Annotated in this window: 15 protein-coding genes; all 15 read right to left on the reverse strand. The window is 39.3% G+C overall.

Translation table 11 applies throughout. The annotated features are described in order from the left end of the window. Nucleotides 1-15: 15 nt before the first annotated feature. The 15 genes from CPT03_RS12160 to CPT03_RS12235 all read right to left on the reverse strand — a co-directional run bounded on the left by CPT03_RS12160 (nt 16) and on the right by CPT03_RS12235 (nt 24,790). The gene (locus tag CPT03_RS12160; protein WP_157766424.1) at nt 16-735 is read right to left on the reverse strand and encodes a hypothetical protein; all 720 of its coding nucleotides are present in this window, start codon (nt 733-735) and stop codon (nt 16-18) included. An 11-nt stretch (nt 736-746) separates the two neighbouring features. Beyond that, the gene (locus CPT03_RS12165; protein ID WP_099439102.1) at nt 747-2,285 is read right to left on the reverse strand and encodes a RagB/SusD family nutrient uptake outer membrane protein; all 1,539 of its coding nucleotides are present in this window, start codon (nt 2,283-2,285) and stop codon (nt 747-749) included. Nucleotides 2,286-2,296: 11 nt separating this feature from the next. Continuing rightward, entirely contained in the window at nt 2,297-5,431 is a 3,135-nt protein-coding gene (locus CPT03_RS12170; RefSeq protein ID WP_099439103.1) for a SusC/RagA family TonB-linked outer membrane protein, read from the reverse strand. 20 nt (nt 5,432-5,451) lie between these two features. After that, entirely contained in the window at nt 5,452-6,558 is a 1,107-nt protein-coding gene (locus CPT03_RS12175) for a DUF5007 domain-containing protein (protein ID WP_099439104.1), read from the reverse strand. Nucleotides 6,559-6,584: 26 nt separating this feature from the next. Further along, nucleotides 6,585-7,700 carry a fasciclin domain-containing protein gene (locus tag CPT03_RS12180; protein WP_099439105.1) on the reverse strand — a complete coding sequence of 372 codons (1,116 nt, stop codon included), beginning with the start codon at nt 7,698-7,700 and terminating at the stop codon, nt 6,585-6,587. After that, complete coding sequence (locus tag CPT03_RS12185; RefSeq protein ID WP_099439106.1) at nt 7,700-9,259, reverse strand: RagB/SusD family nutrient uptake outer membrane protein; 1,560 nt, start codon at nt 9,257-9,259, stop codon at nt 7,700-7,702. Before CPT03_RS12185 ends, CPT03_RS12180 begins: the two co-directional genes overlap by 1 nt. Before the next feature lie 2 nt (nt 9,260-9,261). Then, nucleotides 9,262-11,841: a SusC/RagA family TonB-linked outer membrane protein gene (locus CPT03_RS12190; RefSeq protein ID WP_099439107.1), complete on the reverse strand. Its 2,580-nt coding sequence runs from the start codon at nt 11,839-11,841 to the stop codon at nt 9,262-9,264. Next, nucleotides 11,841-12,164, reverse strand: a complete 324-nt coding sequence (locus CPT03_RS12195) for a TonB-dependent receptor plug domain-containing protein (protein WP_157766426.1) — start codon at nt 12,162-12,164, stop codon at nt 11,841-11,843. The genes CPT03_RS12190 and CPT03_RS12195 overlap by 1 nt, the downstream gene beginning before the upstream one ends. Before the next feature lie 600 nt (nt 12,165-12,764). Next, entirely contained in the window at nt 12,765-13,094 is a 330-nt protein-coding gene (locus tag CPT03_RS12200) for a LytR/AlgR family response regulator transcription factor (RefSeq protein WP_099439109.1), read from the reverse strand. 1,005 nt (nt 13,095-14,099) lie between these two features. Then, nucleotides 14,100-14,429, reverse strand: coding sequence for a LytR/AlgR family response regulator transcription factor (locus tag CPT03_RS12210; RefSeq protein ID WP_099439111.1), 330 nt, complete (start codon nt 14,427-14,429; stop codon nt 14,100-14,102). Nucleotides 14,430-14,538: 109 nt separating this feature from the next. Then, complete coding sequence (locus CPT03_RS12215; RefSeq protein ID WP_099439112.1) at nt 14,539-16,164, reverse strand: alpha-L-fucosidase; 1,626 nt, start codon at nt 16,162-16,164, stop codon at nt 14,539-14,541. An 80-nt stretch (nt 16,165-16,244) separates the two neighbouring features. Next, a complete protein-coding gene (locus CPT03_RS12220; protein ID WP_172954175.1) occupies nt 16,245-19,598 on the reverse strand; it encodes an endo-alpha-N-acetylgalactosaminidase family protein in 3,354 nt (1,117 codons plus the stop codon). Nucleotides 19,599-19,651: 53 nt separating this feature from the next. After that, on the reverse strand, nt 19,652-20,908 hold the full coding sequence (locus CPT03_RS12225) for a glycoside hydrolase family 27 protein (protein WP_099439114.1): 1,257 nt from the start codon (nt 20,906-20,908) through the stop codon (nt 19,652-19,654). 45 nt (nt 20,909-20,953) lie between these two features. Beyond that, on the reverse strand, nt 20,954-21,859 hold the full coding sequence (locus CPT03_RS12230; RefSeq protein WP_099439115.1) for a metallophosphoesterase family protein: 906 nt from the start codon (nt 21,857-21,859) through the stop codon (nt 20,954-20,956). After that, complete coding sequence (locus tag CPT03_RS12235; protein WP_216641543.1) at nt 21,860-24,790, reverse strand: glycoside hydrolase family 2 TIM barrel-domain containing protein; 2,931 nt, start codon at nt 24,788-24,790, stop codon at nt 21,860-21,862. Nucleotides 24,791-24,798 lie beyond the last annotated feature (8 nt).

Raw genomic sequence — 24,798 nt, forward strand, 5'->3', positions numbered from 1 at the left:
TATTTTATTATATACCTATCGAATCACAATGTCATTAATCATATCGTAGGCTCCCAAGCCAAAAGCATCACCATAAAGCTGTAGTGTGTGAACTACACCATTTTTAGGTTTAATATCTGATGAAGCAACCCTATAGATACTAAATGACTGATCAGGCTTGGATACATCCCTGATATAGGTAATGGTAAGTTGCCTGTAGCCGATATACTTAACCCCATTCACATCACCGTAAACGACTCCGATTTTTGATACTGACTTGTTGTAGGCATAATAGTACTGTCCGGAATAAACTGCCGGAAGATCGGGATCATACTGAGGATAGTCGGACAATCTTTTCGCCCCCTTGAAAATATGCCTTTGCAAATATTTGGCCCAGATGGCTCCCTCAATATCCGCCAGTGTTTTAACGGTATCCTTACCATTTAGGTATAGCTTTGAATTTAAACTGTTGGGCTTATTAACAGAACCAATCAGCTGTTTAACTTCATAATCTGTCGGTGCAAAAAAGGTAATGTCCTCCTTATTAAAAACAGCTTCCATACCAGCCAGTTTAACAATGCTTGCAATGGTATCAAATGGAACTGGTTTGGCTTGCAGGTACTCCAACATGGTGCCATTAAAATCAGCTTTAGCCTTACCACCATCCATGTAATATTCGTCACGTTTACAACTTGAAAAGCAAAAAAACAGTCCAAAAGCTAATAGTATATTGATTGAAATCTTCGTTTTATTCATCTTTATCTTGTTTAAATTCCCTCACTATTTGTCCAATAATCGTTCAACCTCATTAGGGGGTTATCTTTTAAAGAATTTTTATCAATTGGCCAGGTCCAGGCACCTCGGTTAAACTGGTCAAGTGTCAGGGGATGATTCGCCCATCGCTGGTTCAAAATCCTTTTCGTTCTTACCAGATCAAACCAGGTATGACCTTCACCCTGAAGTTCTCTGCAGCGTTCAAGAAATATAAAATCCTTCAAAGCTCCCTGTCCGGCATCATATGGTGTGGCCCCTGCCCTTGTTCGTACCAGATTTACGTTGGCAATTGCCTCTCCATCCCTACCAAGTTCAGCTAAAGCCTCTGCCTGCAAAAGAATCGCATCAGACAGCCTAAAGATCAGAAAGCTATTGTCCGGGTTCTTATCTTCTCCACTTGAAGCATAAACATTGCCAGCAAACTTCGGTATCATAAAGCGGCCACTATTTGCATATATATCTTCATACCATACTTCTTTTCGCCTATCTGTTACATCGGGAGGAAACAGTTTTTCCATATATGCTCCGCTGAATGCCATTGGTGAATTGAGGTAAGTAGTGGCTGGGAATTTATAAGGATATCTTAGAAAAGAGTCTCCAAATGGGGCTATAGTGGACGTGTTATCCCCATAATTAACGCTTTGATAAAATTCGAACAGGCTTTCCTCGGATCGGCCTTTGATAACCTCCGGCCATCTTTCCATTGGTAATAATGCATAAGAGCTGCCATTTTGAGCTAATAGTTCCTTTCCGAATTTGGCAGTTTCTTCATAGTACCCTTTGGCACCAGCATTATCAAATCCAGCATTCCACATATTCATGTGCATGATCAATGCCACGGCCCCACCTTTACTTGCCCTTACCCCACGTAATGCAGGATTATCATATGTCCAGGGTAGGTCATCTACATGTACCTCCATATCTGCAATACATTTTTTCATTACAGACACCATATTTTCACGTGGCAAAGCTTCAGATTGATATGCTTTAGTGTAATAAACGACATCTCCATATAATCTGACCATCCAGAAGTAAGTGAAACAGCGCATAAAAACAGCCTCTCCGATATATCTCTTTTTATCCTTTTCCGAGAGCCCTGGAATTCCCTGATTCAACTTATCAATCAAAATATTGCAACTCTGTATGGTCTGATAATAACCAGTCCAATTTGTGATGCGTTCGAAATGATAGGTACCTTGCCAGGCCGGATCATTTATGGCGCTGTTTATGTTATTCTTGCCGAGTGCCTCCACCACTTTCCGGGCTGAAAAGTTATTGCCATTAGTAACGGCAAAAGCTTCTCCTGAGCGGCTTTCCCCTATAGCACCAATCACCCAGGTTTCATTAATTTTCGAAAAGAATTTTAAATATATACTGGCAACATAGGCTTCAACATCTTCTTTAGATTTAAAAAAATTATTACCTGTAAGCTCCGTAAGTGGCTTAATATCAAGGTAGTTTTTACAGCCAAAGGGCAGTACAAAACAGATCAGCAGTATGACTACCGATATATTTATTTTGATCGCTTTCATGTTTGTATCAATTAAAAGTCTAGGTTAATACCAAAAATATAATCTCTGGAATTCGGATAACCGGCGGAAAGATCTCTTCCCAGGGCGGTTACATTCTCTGGGTTTGGCCCGGAATATCCAGAAAATGTAATAATGTTGCTGGCACTCATTTGTACCCTAAGGTTACTTATACCCAATCGTTTTGCAAATTCCTTTGGAAATGAATAAAACAAGGTCACATTATTGATTTTTAGATAAGTTCCATCTTCTTCCCACAAATTCTGATCATAGCGAAAAGGACGGATCGTACCGTAACGGTTATAATCAAATGCATACGGATATTTTGCAATGTCGCCTGGTTTACGCCACATATCTACATCTGGAAGGGAAACCACCGCATTTGTACCAAATGGATTATTCATAATGCTTAGACGACTGGCTAGTGCATTGTTTAGTATGGTCCTTTTTGCTGTATAGGAAGCGTAAATATTGATCCCCAATCCCTTGTAAGAAAGATTAGCTGACATTCCTCCTGTTAATAAGGGCTGAGAATTTCCAGTAATCTGATAGTCATTTCTATCCATGATATAATCGCCATTCACATCTCTGATGTTGGGATCTCCGGCCGTATAGAATCTCTGTCCAGTTTGGTAACGCAATCCTGATACCGGATCAACAGGAACATCCGAATCCTGAGAAAATACGCCCTGATTAATGAGCAGATAATTAGACAATGTATTTCTTCCTACACGTAAAATGGTATGTTGTCCATCACCATCTGCAAAGACTATATTTTGTCCATTATATCCTTCCGGCAAACGGGTAAGGATGTTGTTATTCCAGGCACCATTAAAGGAAAGATTAAGTTTAAAAGGACTTTTATCGGATAATGGTCTGATGGCAAAATACATTTCGTATCCATAATTAACCATTCCAGTTTCGTTACTTGGTAAATTTCCGAATCCAATTGTATTAGACATACTCCGTGAATACAATTCATTCTTTATTTCACTGAAATAAGCGTCAAAGTTCAGATCAGCTTTACCTTTAAACAAGCTAAAATCTAAGCCCAAATTATACATTTCCCTTGATTTCGGCTTAAGATCCGGATTGGGTATTGATCCAAAATCAACACCTATACTCTGCTGGTTATTATAATTACTACCAATGTTATATTTACCATAAATGCTCTGTAAGCTTCCTGTTGGGGTGATGTTCTTTCCCCAACTAAGTCTGATTGATCCACTATTTAACCAATCCAGATTAGACATCCAGTTCTCCTTACCAAAATTCCAACGTAAACCAATAGATGGGTTTTTGGAATATGGATTATCTAAGCCACTTGAAGATGTTCCATCAATACGATATGCCAAATCAAGTATGTATTTTCGCATAAAGTCATAGGAAGCTGAAGCCCAAAAAGAAGCTAATTTGGCACGATTATAACTTAAAACACCTCCCCCTCTTGAACTGTAAGCATCAAAGCCCAGAGGTCCTTGAAACTGATCATTAGGGGTACGTGCTTGTCTGATCGCTGAAGTCTGCCCTCGCTGTTCATTAATGTCATTAGCCACCGATACATATAAGCTGTGTTTTTCTTTGAATGTGACATTATAGTTAAGCATATTTCTATTATACAATGAAGTGCTTCTTCCATTAAATCCATATACCTGTGAAAATTGGTTATTGGCTGCCGCGGGGGTAAAGGTATCTTCGATATCAGAAGAGAAACTATAATTTACGGTTGATACAAGCTTCAATCCTGGCAATATGCTGTATTCCGCATCAATGCTGGTCCTGATATTTCGGGTGGCATTGTCATTTAGGGTTTCTAAAGCCGAAACCACTCCTCCAGAAGACTGATAAAATGACGGCCCGGGAAGTAATGACGAAGCCTGAGCATTATCGGCTACTCCGCGCTGAAGAAACCCAAGGCCATCACCCTTTTGCTGCTTACCTATCCCACCAGAAAGAAATGTAGTAAACCTGAAACGATCATTAGGTCTGAGTTCTGCATTCATGTTTAGGGTGTATCTGCTGAATCCAGTGTTCTTTAGAATACCTTTATTGGCAAAGTATCCCATATTTGCTTTGTAATTGAATTTCTCATCACCACCATCAATGGCCAGGTTGTGTGTTTGGTTATAAGTAGTACGGTAGAATATGGATTGCCAGTTTGTTGAATTGTTATAGTAATTATTCAAACTGTCAGACAATAATGGTGTTTTTGAAATTCGAATGATATCATCAAAACTTAAGGCATTGCCATAAATCTGCTGCAGTTTTACTGCCCGTTCGTCATTTCCACCTAACGTTTTTCTTAATGCAGGAGGTGTACTCACAAAAAAGTTATTGGTGTACCTGACACGTGGGATTTTGGAATGGCCTCTTTTAGTGTTAATGATAATTACTCCATAGGCCGCCCTGGAACCATACAAAGCGGTTGCTTGTGCATCACGTAATATTTCAATACTTTCAACATCTTCCTGAGGAATAAGTGACAAGGGACTAATACCAGGCCCTTGAAGGTCAAATCCCATCTCAGAAGCTTTATCCGCATCGATAGGGATCCCATCAATCACATAAAGCGGAGAAGTTGGCTGCAGAAACGTTTCATTATTTGAGTTTGATACTTGTAAAGTAGATAATCCCCGCAGCTGTGTAGTTCCTCTAAATCCAGGAGCTCCAGTATTATTTTGAATATTCAGTCCGGGTACTTTTCCTTGTAAAAGTTGTTCAATATTTGCAACGGGAACATCTTGCAGTTCCTCTGCTTTCACTGTAAAAGAAGAACCTGTGGTGAGCTCCTTAGATCGTGCCACGAAACCTCGCACCACTACCTCATCCATATTTTGAGTTAGTTCCTTAAGTTTTATGCTAAGATTCAATTGCTCAACACTAACTTTTAGTTTTTGGGGACGATACCCAATATATCTAAACTCAACAGTAATTCCTACAGGGAGATCCACGCTGAAATGCCCTTTTCCATCACTAAAGCCAACGGTTTTGGACGGATTTCCTGTTACCAGGGATACTGAGGGAACTGGTTGTTTTGTTCCCTCATCAATTACAATCCCCTTAAGCTTAACGTTCTTAGTTTGTGCTTTAAGGTTTGGGGATATAAGTCCTATACAAACTAATACCCCTAAAATTATTTTTATTTTCATATACATATCAGGTATTAGATTTATTCATCTTCAAATTTTGGATTGTCGTTACGGAATTGAAAAACAATTTCCCAGTCTCCTTCCCTATAAATATTAAAGTCCAGGCCTATCGTTCCTACTTGTCTGGCGCCTCCAAAGCCCAATCTGGAATAACTAAAGTTTACATTAGCTTTTCCCCCACTGGCATATGGAGTAGCGATATTAACTAAGGGGATAGGATAAGCAACATCGTACTGTACATACTCCTTAGTCATTTCACGATTAAATCCGTGTATCAACTGATCCCATTTAGTTTCGTTGAACTTTGCAGGATTAATAGCTACTGCATCTTTATCCAAAAACTTGAAGCGCAGCGAGTGCCCATTACCCCCAGAAAATGGCCTGATGTATACAGCCACATCACCGGATGATAATTCTTTTCTGATACTTTTTCCGATGATATTAGATAAACGCGAAGGACGAATGTAATCCAGTTTATTAAAGGGATCCAGGAAATCAACCGGGTTCTTTGCTATTTTCCCTGTGTAGGGATTAAAGTCTGAAGAAGGCTCATAAGGTCGTTCACGCCATAGTTTAAGCTCTAAATCTTTAACGATCACCTCGCCTCCGACATTAGAAACTTTCACATCAAAATAGCGACGGTTCTGTGGAAAATTAGTGCTATCAGCTTTTCTTGCTTCGACAAGATCATCAGTAGCTGATGACCATAAAATCAACTGACCGGAAGTACGAACCTCAAACAATGGCTTGAGTTCTTTTTTTCTTTTACTATTGATTTCTTCCAGGCTTTTTTCTTTTCCATCATAGGCGGCAGTCCAAACCCATACTTCCTTTGTTTTAAACAGGTCGGTCATTGGTCTACCATCACCAAAACGTGCATTCACGATGCTGAAGGTCAAAGGCTGGGTAGAATTATCTGCATTTAAAGTTCCCATTAATGCTGTCCGGCCCAGTACAGGCTCATAGAATTTTGAACCGTAACTGATATTATTACTGATATATTCCTTTTCGGCAGGCACCTCAAATAACTTTTTGCAACCTGATAAGGATAAAATAAAAGGCACAGCAATTAGCAACCAATTGCCTTTCCTTTTTAAAACACGATGAATATTATGATTGAAACACATTTCTTTAAATTGAATTTTTGATCTGTTTATAGTTTAAAGCCCAGGACATATTCAGCTATTTGTAGCTCTATTCCGCTTCCGTTATTTTCTGTAATGTTCAACCGATAATGCTTATAGGCTTTGGTATTTTCAAACCGGTAAACTTTCTGCAGAAAAAACTCAGGAAAATTCTGATTGCTTTGTTGATCTAGCATTTCCCAATTCAGCATATCCTGTGACCCTTGAAGGTTCCAGGCTTTTGGATTCCTCCCGGGATTATCATTTGCTGAACTCAATGCGTATGCATTACATATGCGAGGAACTGAAAATTCAATATTTGACCAAAAAGGTTTTGTCTGTAAGGCAGTAGGGTTAAAGAATTTCGTGGTTACCGATCCATCCACCATAAAATAAGATTTTTCTGGGTAGGGTTTATCCGGTGCTTCCGCTGAAACAGTTTGCTTACCCCCATACATTTGAATGTAATTTTTAGGAGGAAAAGTTAAGGTGAAACGCTTTACAAAATCTTGAAACCCTGCAATATGATCTTGACTGATGGTATGCACAACACCATTTGTGGTCAGAATATTCGAAGAACTTGTGCTTGTGGTTGCCCAATTGCGTTGGAACTGACTCCATTTGGTATCGCTGTAGTTAATGGTTTTAGGCCCCCCATTCTGAAAACCAGAAGTAGCGGCAGTCGTTAGTCTCGCATTCATTTGGTATCCATACCTTACCCCACTTAAAAGCAATCCATCTTGATTCTGCATAGAATCAGTTGGATATTTACCACGCATAATGTATTGTGTAATAATGGTATCCAACTGGATATAATCCATGTTGGATAAATTTAATGGAGACTTCCCCGCGATTTTCCGGGTATTATTTAGATTATTAACCGCCAAACGAAAACTATTATTAGTAACGGCAAATACAGTGATACTACTATCATTGAGTGTTTGCTTTAGGCCCAAACGATCAATAACCAAAACCATCGAGTCAAATATGCCTTTCTTGCTTTTCAGGTAATCATAAGTATTTACCGGAACCGTCTGACTCAATGCCTCGTGATCGTAAAATCCAGCATCTCTTTGGCAGGCAATGATGCTGATTGCAGTCAATCCAATCAGGAAAAGTTGCTTTCTAAAATGATTAATTCCCATTATTTCCAATATTGATTTTGAGTTAATAATTTATTTTGTTGAAGTAGTTCTTCGGACACAGGCCAGTATATACCTCCTGTTTTGATCAGTTCAGTAAAGACACTATTATTTTGCCTGATCTTATTGTAGCGTACCTGATCAAACCAGTAATGTCCCTCGCCTATCAGTTCCCTTTTTCGTTCCTTAAAAATGGCATCAATCACCAGTCCGTTGGTTACTTCACTATAATTAGGGAGCCCTCTACTTGACCTGATGGTATTTAAATCGTTTATGGCGCCTTGTCGATCACCTAATACGGAACTGGCCTCGGCACGCAGCAGGTAGATATCCTCTAGTCGTGTAAAAAGCGCGATGCTAGAAAAGAAGCTGAATTTAGCATCGGTAGTTGAGGTGGAGGCAGAGCCTGCCATAATCACCTTGATCTTACTAAAGATCGGATACCTGCCATCGAAATTGTAAAAGTAACGGTCGGTTGTTGGCCGGCCAAGCGTATCCAGGCCGAAACGTGTATCCTTCTTTTCATTAAAAGTGTTAAGAATTGAATCCTTCGACATATAGATATCAGGGATTGCTTTATTTACGAATGGAAAGGCCAGTGTAAGTTCTTCTATGTGGCCCGACATTCCACCCTCTCCATGTTCATAAACAGAATTAAAACCCAATAAATGGCCCTGTCTTTTAGATGAAAAAAATCCGTTGGAGCTGGTTAAGCTGTTCACATCAGTAAGGGTAATTTCGGCACTACCAATCTCATTAATTACTTTAGTTGCATTACTGGCCACCTTGATGTAATCGCCTTGCCAGGCAGCAATATGTGCTAAAACTGCATAAGCAGAGATGCGTCGAACCAATGAGCCTGTCCATCGGCCATGGTTTTCACCATAATAAAGCCCCGGTTGTTTGGGATCATTTTCGCCATATTTATTTGGCAATACATTCACTACTCCCAGTATTTCTTTCTCTGCCCAGGCTAATACCTCAGCACCGCTATTTTGTGCTCTGTTTTCGAAACTGCCATCGTGTGATGAAATGATAAGTGGTACATTTCCCCATATGCGCACCATATAGAAATAGGCAAAAGCTCTGAGAACGCGCGCCTGAGCAATATCAATTTCCATATTACTAGCCGTGTAGCGTAAGTCGGCCTTTTTTACATCGCGCACCCTTTCCAGGAAGATATTGGCTGCATTAATTACCGCATACCATCTGCGCCAGTTGGAAAGCTGGTCTAATGTTTTATACGAGGCAGTAAGACGATTATCAATAACTGCCTTGAGGTCTTGTCTGGTGGGACTAACGAATTGCTTTCCTCTAACGTCGCCATAAATCCAGTGGGCATTATTCTCGACCATCGCGGCACGTGTTAATCCATAAATGCCTAATAATGCGGCCCGGGTATCCTCCAGTTTATTCCACATATTGACCTCAGCAACTGCTCTGGTAGATTTAACATCTACGACCTTCTTGCAGCTGCCCATCAGCATTAAAATGATAGCCACACCTATTGCAAGCGCACTTTTAACAGGATTATAGTTCTTATGATTTAAATTTCTTTTCATGATTATAAGTTCATTTTTAATCCAAGGGTATAAGTTCTGGGAATAGGTAATCCATATCCGGTATCATAACCGGTGTAGGGAACCAGTTCTGGATCCCGTCCCTTATATCCAGTTATGGTAAAAAGATTAGTCGCCATAGCATATACATAAAGGCTTTTGATTTTTCCTTTGCCCAGTGCAGATGTGAGATCATAGCCTAATGAAAGTGTCCGCATTTTAACAAAGGATGCATTTTCAAGAAACAAGTTTTGATCAATTCGATACGGAATCACGCTGCTCCAAGGGTTGTAAAGCGGATAATCATTTCTGTCCCCCTTCTTTTCCCAAAATGTGATCTCTTTTACTGACTCTAAAGTTTGCTCTCCGTCCCGATTGATAAAATCCAGAGTGTTGGCCATCTGTTGATTCATCAAACTGCGCCCCAGGTTGAAGTAGAGATTCATATTCAATGACCACTTTCCGTATTTGAAATCATTATTAAGACCACCAACCACTACAGGTTGATTATGACCATATAGTGTCTTATCAGTATTATTTATCTTGTTGTCTCCATTCTGATCTTTCCATTTAGGATCTCCCGCCTGCATTGTGGTTCCTGTATATTGCATAGGCACACCATTTACAGATGGTATTTCGGTAACAGAATTATACACACCTTCATTAGTAAGCAACCAATACCTATCTACAGACTCACCAACCCTTAAAAGACTATTGCCAATTATGATTTCATTTAGTCCACCTGGAAGCGCCAGCAATTTATTGGCATTGTAACTGATGTTAAGGGAAGGTGTCCACGAAAACCCACCACTACCAGATTGAAAAGCGGCATAACTTAATAATAGTTCTGCGCCTTTATTATTCACCGACATGCCTGGTTCAATGGATGTTTTATACCCATATTCAGCATGAGCCGGTATTCCCAATAACTGTTTTTTATCTGTTTTGGTGTATAAGTCTAAACTACCCTGCAATCGATTGTTATTTATACCGAAATCAATTCCAAAATTCAACTGATCAGTGTAAGCCCAGGGTATGCCATAACCTACCCAGCCAAAATTGTAAGGACGTGCAAGTGTTGCAAAGCCATTAAAGCCCGGTATAGTTACATTCCCAGTATATCCGATGTCTGCTGTGTACTGAGGACCTTGTCCAAAATTATCATAAGTGTTTAGTTTACCTAAACGACCAGCGCTCAGCCTCAAGCTTAATGATGAAACATTTTCCGACGCTGATAACAAATCGTTTTTGATGTTCCAACCTGCTGATAACACGGGCGAAAAGAACCATCTGCTGGTAGGCTGGGCATTTGAAGAAGCATCTCCCCTTAACAGTAGCGAAACGCTGTATTTATCACTAAAATCATACGACGTTTTACCATAAACTGAAAACAGGTTATGGCGTGTTTTATCTAAAAACTTAAATAATAGATTGGCGGGAAAAGACGTTGGGTTGAGGTTATTATCAATAAGATTTAGCTTGATAAAATCATTTACCCCTCTATAAGCATAAGCATAGTTGTATTTTGAAAGATCCCATTGGATGGCTTGTCCTCCTACTATTTGCAAATGGTCTGATCCAAAATGCTTGTTATAGGAGATCACATTTTCAAAAATAAGTCTTTGATTATAGCCAAAATAATTTGAGGCATAACTATTTCCTTCCATCAATGGCCTTGCATAAAAGATATCCCTTGTACCCTCGTTATAGTCGACGGATATTCCGGAAGAGATTTTTACATTTTTAAAATTAACAGATATCTTACCGTATCCATCCAGAAGCGTATTGATGTTATCATCATACCCTTTACCAAATTGGGCAAGGTATTGCTGGTATACCTCCTTGTTAGGCGAAAGTGGCATTGCCAATGAGGGAAGATAATTTGTTTGCGCAAATCGATCTCTTAAGCTTCGGTTTCTATCGCGCTGCAAACGATTAGCATTAACCATTAATGAAACATTAAGCCACTTCATGGGTTTCATGTTTACATTAAACATCACATTATATCGATTCAGACTAGTAGAATCGGCGACTCCCTGATTCCGCATATTACCTCCGGAAAACCTAAAATTAGCCCACTCGTTTCCACCGGAAAGATCTGCGGTGATGTTATGAACCAGCGCATTCCGATAATAATCATCTACCCAATTGGATGGGCCATTGTATAAGTTACTCGATGAATCACTCAGGTACTGAGGATAAATATCTTCATCCGAATATCTTCCATTTGAAGTAAATCTGTCATAAAACTGCTTTCTGAATGCATTTTCATAGCCTGAGTTTAAAGTAGTGACCTTTGGACTTGGGGCAAAACCTAAATAACTGTTAAAGCTAACTTGTCTAACAGGGCCCGCTTTTTTAGATGTTAAAACGATGGCACCGTTAGCGGCATTAGGTCCGTAAATGGCTACAGCAGAAAGATCGCGCAGTACTTTGATTTCAGCAATATTGTTCATATCAATATTGCTGAGCAGATTTGTTGCCGTACCTATACGGTTGTAATTGTTTAACTGGATATCGTAAGCAAAAGGATGTTCTCCGATAAGCGGTATTCCATCCAGTACAACAAGCGGCTGTTGTTTCATCACATCAGCCGGAGATAACAAAGGGCAGAAATCCCTCTGATAAACATATTCTGAACAGTTCCAGGCTCCCCGCTAGGTTCCTGAATATTAATCCCTGGTGCCTGCCCCTTAAGATACTGCTGCAGTGAAACAGCAGGGATCTTGGAGAGTTTGGATGGGGATACAGTTGTGCCTGTTTGCGCTATAACTTTTTTCCTCGCACTATTCTTTGAGGTATCAGTTACAGATTCCTTCAAGGGACTTCTATCCGGATTTTGCGCATACACATGAGAAAAACTAGCGCATAGCGATACACATAACAATAGTTGTAATTTAATATACATAGTATTGAATTAATAGAATTAGTCTGTTGAATTTTGATGAATACTTAGCTGACTTTGGAAGTCCCTATCTCTAGACTTGAGAATGAGTGTAAAAATTTGTTCATGGTTTGTTTGTTTTTTGGTTTGTTTTTTGGTTTGTTTTTTTTTGGTTTGGCCGGTTGGTTTATATGAGTTTTAACTCTTGCACTTTCTTATGGATTAAGAGATGCATACATACAAATTGCAGCAGTCAAGCTCAAGATTTTTCATGCAGATGCCATTGAAAATCTTGCATACTATCTTGCTGACGAACCACCGCTTTCGTCGACACCTGTATCAGCACAGGAAATTGTTGTTATTGTCCGCAATAGCGAACAAGGCAATAATGAGCGTATCTTTTATCAATTGTTAAAGGGTTAAATGTTTTACTAAAACTAAGATAACCCTTTAAAACTAGCTAGAGAACCAAGAACTTAGCGATTAAGGAAATGGCATACACGAGTCAGAATTCAGATGTTCTCCTCTTGAATATTTGTCCTTCATTTTTGTTCTTTACTTATTTATTTAATGAATTCACTAAAGTTTTCAAGTAATTTTTCAGATCATGGTAATTACGAATTATCATATTTCAAAATTTGCAGAAATTAAGGAAAGAAGTTCTGAAATAGTAGTTGTAAATGGAATACGTTGACTACTTGCTAATTCTATAAACTTATTTTTTTTATCAATTATTTTAATAAAATCTTTATTTATCAAATACGATTGATTTACCCGAATAAATAATAAAGGGTTTAATTCCTGAGAGATTTTTTTCAAGGATTTGCAAACCACTAGTTCTTCGCCATTATTTAGAAAGATACTTGTATAACAATTATCAGATTTACAGTAAAGAATATCTGAACAAGAAACTAACCTGAGTGATTCTTGAGAAGAAACCATTAATTTTTTCATGAGATGCTGATTGATTATATAGGAGATAATTTGACTATTATATTGACGCACATTGATCTATAGCAGCATGAACCTACTCCGAATTTTTAGCAACAAGGTGCATAAATATTGGATGGGCTGATGTCTACGGCGCTATGGTGCGATACATTTTTCTTATCGCAAGCCGACGACTTCCCCTGTCTTCATTGTTAACCAGTAACTCACTAGTCCTTAACGAGCTCAATATTTCACCTGCATGAAGCTCAATACCAGGTGCCTTGTCAGGATAAATTTCAAACAGCACAGGGGCTGTAAACGATAATGTACTTGCGAGGTATAAGTAGAATCCGGCTTCCAATATGTGGTTTGGTCACTATTGCCATAATTCACTACACACCAATTTTACTTCTTCGTGGAATGACCTTAACAATTGTCTTCCTATACTTAAGTTGGTGTAATCTATACAAGCCAGATTTGGTGCAATTTTGATAAACACTTAGCTGACTTTGGAAGTCTCTATGTCTGGACTTGAGAATGAGTGTAAAAATTTATTCATAGTTTGTTTTTTGGTTTGTTTTTTTTTGCCGCTTGGCTTCTATTACTTTTAACTCTTGCACTTTTCTTATGGATTAGGAGATGCATACAGATTGTAGCAGTCAAGCTCAAGATTTTCCATGCAGATGCCATTGAAAATCTTGCATACTATCTTGCTGATGAACCACCGCTTTGGTCGACTCCCGTGTCAGCACAGAAAACTGTGCTTTCTGTCCACGATAGGGAACAAGGCAATAATGAGCGTATTTTTTATCAATTGTTAAAGGGTTAAGTGTTTTACTAAAACTAAGATAGCCCTTTAAAATCAGCTAGAGAACCATGTACTTAAAGATTAAGGAAATGGTACATTTGGGTAAGAATTTAGAGGTTCTTTTCTTGAATATTTCCCTTCATTTTTGTTCATTGCTTATTTATTTAATGAATTCACTAAAGTTTTCAAGCAATTTTTCGGATCCTGGTAATTACGCATTATCATATTTCAAAATTTGCAAAAATTAAGGAAAGAAGTTCTGCTATAGTTTTTGTAAATGGAATACGTTGACTACTTACTAATTCTATAAACTTATTTCTTTTATCAATTATTTTAATAAAATCTTTATTTATCAAATACGATTGATTTACCCGAATAAATAATAAAGAATCTAATTCCTGAGAGATTTTCTTCAAGGATTTGCAAACCACTAATTCTTCGCCATTATCCAGAAAGATACTGGTATAACAATTATCAGATTTGCAGAAAATAATATCCGAACAAGAGACTAGCCTGAGTGATTCTTGAGAAGAAATCATTAATTTTTTCATGAGATACTTATTGATTATATGAGAGATGAATTGATTGTTAAATTGGCGATATCAGATAGCAGGCATTTTGGGAATTTACAATGTAAACTCCCTTTTTATACCTGTACTGTTACAATATTCCTTTTACTTCAAAAACAGCTGCATATTTCGAAGGACGATTCGCAGGAACCTTAAATGTCAGCTTTTCATCCGTTTGCTTAAAAGCTACTTTTTTGCCATCCATCATTTTTATCGACCTGATCTTATTAGGCGACTGGTTTGATTTTAAACCTAATGTTGGAAGGCTAATCTCACCTTCAGTTGGATTCAATACAAAAACATACAAAATATTGCCTTTAGTTGTAAATCTGACTTCATCATTTCCATAAAGCGGACTTTTAACTGTACGTTGATTAAATTGCTCAGATTCGTTTTGCTTTTTCAGCGCTTCCAGATCGGCATTGGCAATATTACTGGCACGTTTTAAAATCGAATTCAAATTATCTCCATATACCTTCCAGGGTTTACTTGCATAAATTGCTGCACTGTTTTTATTTACCCAGGCGCCCACTTCATCAAGAATTGCCTTTTCATCAGTAGAAAGGCTTCCATTGGGTAATAGTTCTACATTGAGCAATAAATTCCCATTTTTACTGTTCACATCTGCCATCATTTCAATAATCGTGCGGGCGTTATGAACCATTTCTCTGTCCTTTTTATAGAGCCATCCGCTACTGGTCGTAATGATACCTTGCCAAGGTTTTGGGTTAATATCATTCGAAGTTCCACACTCAATATCTTTTACGATAGCATCATCATCAGCAATTTTACCTGCAACAACCGCCATGATTTTACCATTTTTCTTCAGGCTGTTTTCAAATAAAGTGCGACTAACTTCTTTTCCAGGAGCGCCATAAGGGAAACCGTAGCCGTCATACCAAATCATATCCACATCATATTTGGTCACCAATTCCTTGTGACGCAATACCCATGTTTTTTTCATCTCAGCAATCCATTCAGGAGTCCTTTTGGCAGGTGGTAATCCATACAAATCGGCTGGATCAAGCCCCTCCCACCACAAACCTTTCCCGTCTTCTTTAGTCAAATTTCCATCATAAGGAACGCCTTTCAACGGACCAGAAATATCTGAACCAAAAGCCGGAAGCCACCAACTCAAATAACGGTCATCGTGTGAACTTACTGCAAAAGGCATCTTATATTTTCGTGCCGCTTGTCTAAAATCGCCTACGATATCCCGTTTAGGACCAACATTTACGGAATTCCATTTTTGATAGGTAGAATTGAAATCATCAAAATGATCATGATGAACGGCCAACACCATAAAATATTTAGCCCCCATTTCTTTAAAATATTTCATCAACGCATTGGGGTCTAATTTTTCAGCCTTCCAGGATTGAAGCACTTCCTTATAACCGAATTTGGACGGATGCCCGTATTGTTTGAGTTGATTGGCATAGGCATCTTTACCGAAAGTCTGACCTCCAACATCCTGCATATACATGTGACGGGCATACCAGCCTCCTCCATTGTCGGCCTGAGACTGTCCTCCCCAATGTAACCAAATTCCAAAACGAGCTTCGGTGTACCATGCAGGAAACTCATAACCTTGTTTCAACTCTTCCCAGTTTTTTTCTTTTTCCTGAGCATATGAAGAAACCGAGCATAAAATTACCAAACTCAAATACAAAGCATATTTGAATTTTGCAGAAGAAAAAAGCCAATGTCTATTTTTCATTTTCTAATTAATTTGTTTAGGGTATTAATTCAATTTTTAGAACAAGGCCCCGAAACAATTCGGGACCCGGAGAGCAATATCTATTTATTAAGATTTCCATCGATTGAAAAATTGTCGATAACCAGAATGCCGTTACCTTTCTTGGTCGTACAGATATAGTAATCATCTGCATTGCCTGTGGTAAATTCACCTGTGAAAACAGTGGCCCCATCAAGAGGAACATTCATCACTTCTTTATTGTCCTTTACAGAACGAACAACCAAACGATAAGCTCCCTTTCCAGTAGACTTGTAATCAAACTTGATTTTATAGGACGTGTTGGACTTGAAACGAATCATAGCTGGGGAGGTACGGTAAACTTCGCCATTTCCTTCCTGCCATGTCTTTAGTGAGAAATCCCCATCAATGGTATCCTCAGTATATCCCTCGTGTCGCTCAGATAAATGGGTTTTATATGCGCTGGACTTACTTGCAATAAATGGCCCCCAGCCTTCATCTACGTTTTCAAAATCTTCAAAATAAGTATGTGCAGATTTTTGATTAGTGCTTTTCACGATCCTCACATCATCAAATTGTACAAATGAGCTATCAGTAGCCCCTTTAAAGGAAAGGTTCAGGGCCTTACTTCCTTCATTGTAAACAAAAGGGATTTTAATGCGTTGAAATTTGGTATTGAATCTATCTGTATTATCGGTAAAATTCATCACCTTACTTTCGGTTATTGAATAGGAATTGTCTCCTATAGCGAGCGTGGCCTTGCCTTCGCCAGCTACTTTAGCCCAAACTGATAAGACATAAGACACCCCTTTTTCAAGGTTCAAAGTTTGACTGGCATTTGCAGTACCTGCCATTTGCAAAACAGCCTGTCCATAAGAAGTTCTTACAACCTTTGTATCTTTTCCACTGATTGCCCAAGCAGACAAGCCTCCATCAAATCCAGGATTAGAGATCAATCCGCCAGCCCCCCACATCATTGGTGTCGCATCGGCTATTTTGTTTTTATAAATCACATAACCTTGCTTCGGCGCTGCAGTTATTGTAATCTCCTTTTGTCCATTTATAGGTAAATCGGCAACCCATTCACGTCCCTGCTCCGTCAGTTTATACAGACTTATAGTACCTGTAGATTTCCAGCTGTCTGGCAAGGTCCAGGTAGATGTTCCACCCTTAGTATTGTAGTGATAAATTTTTTCTTTAGTAACAGGGTTCCATGGAATAAATACGTTATCACCATCCTTTATCAGGTGACCGTTTTGACTCATTTTATGTACCCCATTGATTAATTCCGAGACCAAATCACCCTCAAGCACTGCTTTTTGATCGTTTATGGTTTTCAATGGATGATTCATCAAATAACGATAAGGAAGTTGCTGGGTAAAGAAATTTTGCAATACCCCGTTAAAATCTCTTCCCTTTTGCCAGCCCATAAAACCAATTTCAGCACTACGGGAATAACCACCCAACAATAAAGGATGAGCAGCATAGCCATCACGGAACTTATGTTGAACAAAACGAGAGATCAGGCTCTTCGAATCAGGAGGATAATGCGTCCATATCGCCTCTCTATAAAATATCTCAGGGTCTTCTGTCCATACAGGCCATCCATTTTTATTGAAATGTTGAGCAGTAAAATTTGCAATCGACCGGTGTTCACGATAAGTATCTATATAAACAAAAGAAAGGTTCGGCAAATCCTTTTTCATTTGATCAATTCTTTGAATAAATGTTCCTCTCTTAATATCTGCTTCCTTGTTAATCAGATAAGCCTGATCCAACCATGCCCAGCCCGGTATGTCTGTTATAATTTCATGATCATAGGCTTTTGCTTCGGGATAAGCCTCGCTATGGTTGATGTGCACCCCAATATGCGCATTATACTTTTTCGCCTGCTCCGTTAAATATTGCAAATCTGTAAGTCCACCTGCCCTACGGTTATAGTTGCCGGCATAATCGGGATGGGCACTATCATGACCTTCGGATTGATATCCTTTCAGTTCAAGCATCTGTCCAAAACCATCAGTAGCCAGATTAAACTTTTTGATATTGTCCAGCTGGCGTAAGAAAGGGTACTGCCCTCCACTGGCAAAGTTCATCGTAATGGTGGCATAAACATTTCTGATCAAATCAGCGCCATAAGGTTCCGGGTATACCTGAGCCAAAACATAGGCTGCATCTTGCCAATCTACGGTTTGGTTATCGTTGTTATCTTTTGCAAAGATCACTTTCATCTGGGGTAAGGGAAGCAGATTATTAGTGATGCCTCTATAAATCCATTCATTACTAAACAGGGAAGTGAAATACTCGTTTCCTGTTTTTGTGGTGTGATACAGTATTTGCTTTGCGTTGTAAATTGAATTGTTATCGATAGTGACTGCAATTTTGTTGTTGTTTAGGATGGCGATAGCTGCATAGCCTGCAGTTGTATCAACAGAACGGCTATTAAGAGGTAAAAACTGATCACTGTGAACATCATGAGCTATCGACAACATCGCTTTATCATCCTTGTTGTTCATGGAAACAATGTCGTGATTTGGAAAAGCTATGGTTTTCACTTTAACGTTGCCACGCTCTGCAATTTCGGTTACTTTCATATCCAGCATCATCTTATGAAGCGTGAACTCGGTAGTGATCCCAACATTTATTTCCGGTATTTCCGATTGATAAATGACTTTACCAGAACTAGTGGCAACCTTTGTTTTAGCAACATAAGCTTTTCCATTAATAATAAATCCGTTCGATATCTTTTTTGCTCCTGGCACTTGGATATTACCCTCTTTTATTTGATACCGATAAACGGCCGGATAATCCTTAGAAAAAGTAACCTCCATTTGATCTGACATCAGCTTTATCGACGAAGATTTCACTGGTTTTTCAATCAAGCTGTTAACCCGAGTAAATTTCACATTACTCAGCTCTATTTCAGCACCATCATGTACCCTAAAGCCTACATATCCGGCCTCATTGCCCATTATCGATGCCGTGGTACGTGTAACCTGTTCTCCATCGAGATAGATTGCCAGGCTTTTGCCCACATATTCTATACGAACATGTCGCTTATAGTTTTTATAGAACTTGGAGATTTCAATGGCGATCTCCTTCTTTTTGGTCGGCGTGCGTACATACCAATGAGAATTGGTTAAAACATCTGAGGTAAGATCGCATCCCACATAAGTCCAGTCCTGCTGGTTCTTGTACCTGCTGATCACTCCAAATTTGGAATCTGAATTTTTAGGCAATACATCAAATTCAATTGCCAGGTTATACATTTTCGGCAAATCTTTGTTAAAAATCAGCATGGATGCTGCTCCTTTTTCAGCTTTGAGAGAAAAGACCTGATCCTTTTGAGTTAACAATTCATAGACAACGGCTAAACTATCGCTTTTGGATGACTGAGCTTTGACGCCTACTGCTGAAATGAGAAAAAAGAAAAGCAAATAAATGCTTTTTGGCGGGACATAATTCATAAAATATTTTTCTATTTTTTTAATCAAGGCTTTTTATCTTCCTGAAAAACATTAAAGGCTTTTGATTTGCCACTAATCTTAAGCACTATCACTCCATGGGATGGTACTTCAAAGCTTTGTGATTTAGATTTCATTAATTCGCCATCTTTATGCATCCATAAATCACGAATTTCATAACCACTTTCAGCATTAATACCAACATTGTCAAGATCAAATGTAATCGCTTCCTTTTTTGCTGATCTATTGAGTAAAACCACTGCCACCTGACCACTCATTGTCGAAGCTAATGGCTTTGCCCACACCTCGAATTCACCATTTTTTTTCAGACGGCGTGCTTGGTAGCCTAATTTATCCTGGTTTAAGGCAATGATCTCTTTGTTTGTAACCAGATCCAAGGTTTCTTTTGAAACTGTTCTAAGATCATTCCCGAGTAATAGTGGTGAATTCATGACACACCACATGGTGAAATGCGATTTATCTTCTTCATAGCTCATACCTCTTCCAACCTGTAGCATATCCATATCATTAACATGTCCAGGGGCGCTGTATTTCCACAAGTCTGCATTTTTATCAATAATGTGTAAAATAGAACTAAATTCATTACCAATATCTCCGGAAATCCGCCATGAATCAGCGATTTCAACGGCCCACTTACCTGGAAACTGCCAACGACAAATGTTAAATAATACATTACTATTTATGGCTCTAATACGATTGGCAATTTGGGTATAGCGGACTTCTTCGTTCAGGCCTAATCTTTCTCCTCCACACCAATCTACTTTTATAAAATCATAACCCCAGGTCTTGAGCATCAAATTCAAATCTTGCTCATCATGTCCATATAATCCAGATCCTACCCCAATGGTATCTCTGTCGTACACCGATGCACAGGTGTTAATACCTGCATCAGAGTATATTCCGGCTTTAAGTCCTTTACTATGAATATAGTCGGCTAAGGCCTTCATTCCAGAAGGAAAACGTCCTGGATGTGTTAGCAAATCACCATTCTCATTTCTTCCGCCAAAAAAGCCATCGTCAATATTTACAAAATTATAACCTGCATCTTTTAGTTTGGTTGAGATCAATTTATCCGCCTGTGCTTTAATAATATTCTCATTAATCGCCACTCTAAAATTATTCCAGCTGGACCATCCCATAATTGGTGTTTTCCGTTTAATGTTTTTTTTCTGGGCCGAAACCGGAATAGTGGATTGCGCATTCAATGTTGTACAACAAATGCATGAAGACAATAAAAACAGCGTAAACAAAAACCTATTCATTTTAAAAGTTTAATTTGTGTGTATATTAAATTTGAATATTACTTATCAATAACGATGTTCGATATACTTATTTTCCACCCTACCATCTTCATATAAATCTAATATGGCATAACCTGGAGGTGTTTCGCGATAATAACCTTTGCCTGCGGATTGCTTATCGCCTTCTTCCCACCAAAAGCCACTTAATGCTCCATTGCAATAATAGTGCACGCCATTGTATTCCGCGGCATCCAGCAGGTGGATATGCCCGCTTAAACAGGTGATTTTTTTGTCCTTATGCTGATAAAATAAATCGGTAATATAACGGGAATCGGTATGATTACCTCCCTCCATGATGGTACTCACGCCCAAAATAGGATAATGACTTAAACATAAAACCGGTGTACCTTTGGGCAATGCTGCCAAATCCGCCTCCAGCCATGTCCTTTGCTCGGGATCTAAAGATCCTGCATTGGAATTATTACTGTCAAGAATTACAAAGTGCCATCCTTGTTTTTGAAAGCTGTAATACCGGTTAGGGATATTCAATTGTTTTACCACATGAGGTTTTCCGTACATGGCATCCTGCTTGTCCGGTGCCGCCCACCACATGTCATGATTCCCTAAACAACTGTGCATTTCATACTCACTTAGCTCAGTTCTCAGTTCCTGCCAGATCGCCCATTGTGCTTCTACCCGATCCCGGGTGATGTTCCCATAATCTGCCGCAAAAATGGTATCGCCTCCGTTCAGGAAGAAATCAATTTTATGGTTTTTTATTTCTTTCATGCACTGACGAAAACGATCCGGGGCATTCAATTCAGGCCTCATGTGTATATCGGTGATGTGCGCAATACGCAATATCCTTTTCTTTTTAGGACTGGCAACCGGTTCTGCTGCCATTGCACTGCCCTGTATGGACAATGCTCCGGCAACTAAACCAATACCTTTTATCAATTCTCTTCTTTTCATTTATTTATCTTTAAAGAGTGTTACTTCTGCCAGTCCAGCCCTACCCTCGCTTGTGGATAATATCGAGATTCTGAAATACTTGATCGTCTTCTTGAAACGGACAGGTTTAAAGTCCCAGCCAGTACATTCCTTTTCGTACACCGGTTCCCAGGTTTTACCATCTGAGGATACCTCCACCTTATGACGATACTTTGAACTATCTTTTTGAAATCTTACCCGGCTTCCAACTACAGTCGTTGGTTCTTTCAAAGTCAATGTAACCACTTGAGGAAATTGATCCTGATTGGCAATCCACCAGCTGTAATCATTGCCGTCTGTTAAATTTGTTGTTGGAAACTCAGCGTGGGAAGATGTTGTAGAAACATTGCTTATCTCCACTTTGGGTTTAGTAAGAAAACCTTTATCCCATTTGGTGGGCTTCACTATTGCACCATCTTCTTCCTGTCCTTTAAATTCGCCATGTGTACCATCAGGCAAATGCATCCCTTTGTACGCGACTGTGTTTATGGTTAACTGACCGGCTTTCATCCCTTTGGATTCAACCTGGATTTCTATTTTTCCCGCTTTTTTGGATGTTCTGATAAACGCAAATCCGATTCCGGCCTCTACAGCCTGAGGATTGATTTCAACTCTCGATATACCGTCACCAATCAATGTACCCTCGCCTTTAACACGGATAAAAATCTCAGATTTTGCATCATGCACTACTGAACCATTGGCATCACAGATTTTAAAATAAACGGGAATCATATCTGATCCATCTGCTACAGGAGCGATATGGTGATCAGGAATAACAATCTCCAAATGATCGGCCTCACCGGCCGTCCGAACTGCGTGCTCGGTCACCTTTTTCCCATTTATATATCCTATGGCCTTCAGTTCTCCTGGCTCAAAACCTCCGGCATCGAATACAAAACTTGGACTACCACCCTTAGCCACAATATGAGGATATACCTTCGCCCGCTCAGCACGGGTCTGTTTCCCAATTAGCTTATTGTTTCTATAGAGCTCAACTACATCACAATTTGAATAAACTGTAATCTCTGAAGTTGATGTTTTGTACTTGCCGGATGAATTAAAGGAAGCAACGAATACCATCGGTCCCTCATACAGTTCCTTTTGTGAAATTCCACTGGGGCGCATGCTCTGCATCATATAATAGGCAAACTTAGGATACCGATTCACATCTACCACTCCCGAATACATCGTTTCTTCCTCCGCACCCCTGGTATAATCGTTGTAACTCCACATAAAATGTCCACCCATCCGAGGATTGGCATCCAGCATACACCAGTCAAAATATCCATCACCGTTCAATTGGGTCAGACGGCTACGCCCTTGACGCATCTGCTCATACTCGTTTTCGGTCATGCTTACCCTAGGTTTTTCTCCCACACCATCTCCCCATTCCCGGGCAAAAAGTGGCTTGATAGCAATCTGATCTTCCAAATAATTACTCATCACGCTTCCATCTTTTGGAAACTTGCTAACCTGCTTGTAGAAAACATCATAATAGGGTTCTGTTTCTTCATGGCTAAAATAATCGCCGGCGGTATAAAGCTGATCTCCCGGATACTCCTGATGCGCTGCCTCAAAAATACGTTTAACAACTTGTAGCGGGTAGGTTGTTTCATTCAGCGCAGTTTCCCATAATACAATGGAGGCTCTGTTGCGATCCCTTCTGATCATGTTTCGTGTAATGGATTCTAGGCGATCAGCAAAGACCGGATTTTCATTAAAAATCTGCCAGCCCGGCACACATTCCACAACCAGCAGTCCGTATTTATCACAAGCGGCCAAGAAAGCTGGATCCTGAGGATAATGCGCTGCCCTCACAGCATTGTATCCTCCTTTTTTCATCTCAATAACATCTCGTTCCTGCATCGAATTTGACGCAGCATCACCGATGTTAGGAAAAGCCTGATGACGATTGGCACCCACCAGATATAAATGCTTTCCATTGATAAAGAAACCTTCATCACGGGTAAACTTAATTGTACGGACGCCTATCTTTTCAGATCGAACATCTACTACCTTTCCATCCTCAAATAATACCTGGCTCTCTAGCGAATACAAATAAGGAGTATATGGGTACCATAGGTTAGGATTAATCAAATTCAGATCCTGCTCAATCAACGTATTCTTATTTGCTCCGAGATGAAATTTGCTCTTATTCCTGGCCACTACTTTTCCGTTTGCATCTTTAAGCAGGGTCTGCAAGTAACCTTCCTTCGCAGTAGCATATGAATTGGCAACTTCAGTTTTCACATGAACCACTGCCTGCTGCTCATTTACTTGCGGATAGGTTACAAAAACACCACTTGCCCTTGTACTATGCTGAGCCAGCTCACTAGTAATATGAAGTTTATCGGTTACAGTCAGATTTGCATCACGATAAATACCACTGTAATAATAAAAATCCAATCGGCCTTGCGGTTTTCCCGGGGGCGTCAGTGAATCATATTCTGCCGATACGCGAACAGCGATCACATTATTTTCATTGTTGAATTTTACTTTGTTCGAAACATCCATTGTAAATCCAACGTATCCCCCGTGATGGATACCGACACTCTCTCCGTTTACAAACACTTCACTGTTGCTCATAATTCCTTCAAAATTCAGAAGAACTCGCTTGTCAGCCTGATCCTTGGATAGTTTAAAGTAGCGGCGGTACCATCCAACACCGTCATAGATAATATCAGCTCCGTTGTGTTTCTTTTCCAATTGCATGATATGTGGTAAAACTACCGGCATCCATTTTGAATCGTCATAATTGAGCATTTGGGCATGCTTCGCATCGCCTCTATAAAATGCCCAACCTGTATTCAGGTTATAATCCACCCTTGGGTTTTTACTTTTACTGTTTGCATAACCAGTCTGCATCAATAGGATGATGGAAAGCACAACGCATTTTTGAAATATTCTAGACATCTTTATTT

It is taken from the genome of Pedobacter ginsengisoli, assembly GCF_002736205.1.
Taxonomy (GTDB): domain Bacteria; phylum Bacteroidota; class Bacteroidia; order Sphingobacteriales; family Sphingobacteriaceae; genus Pedobacter; species Pedobacter ginsengisoli_A.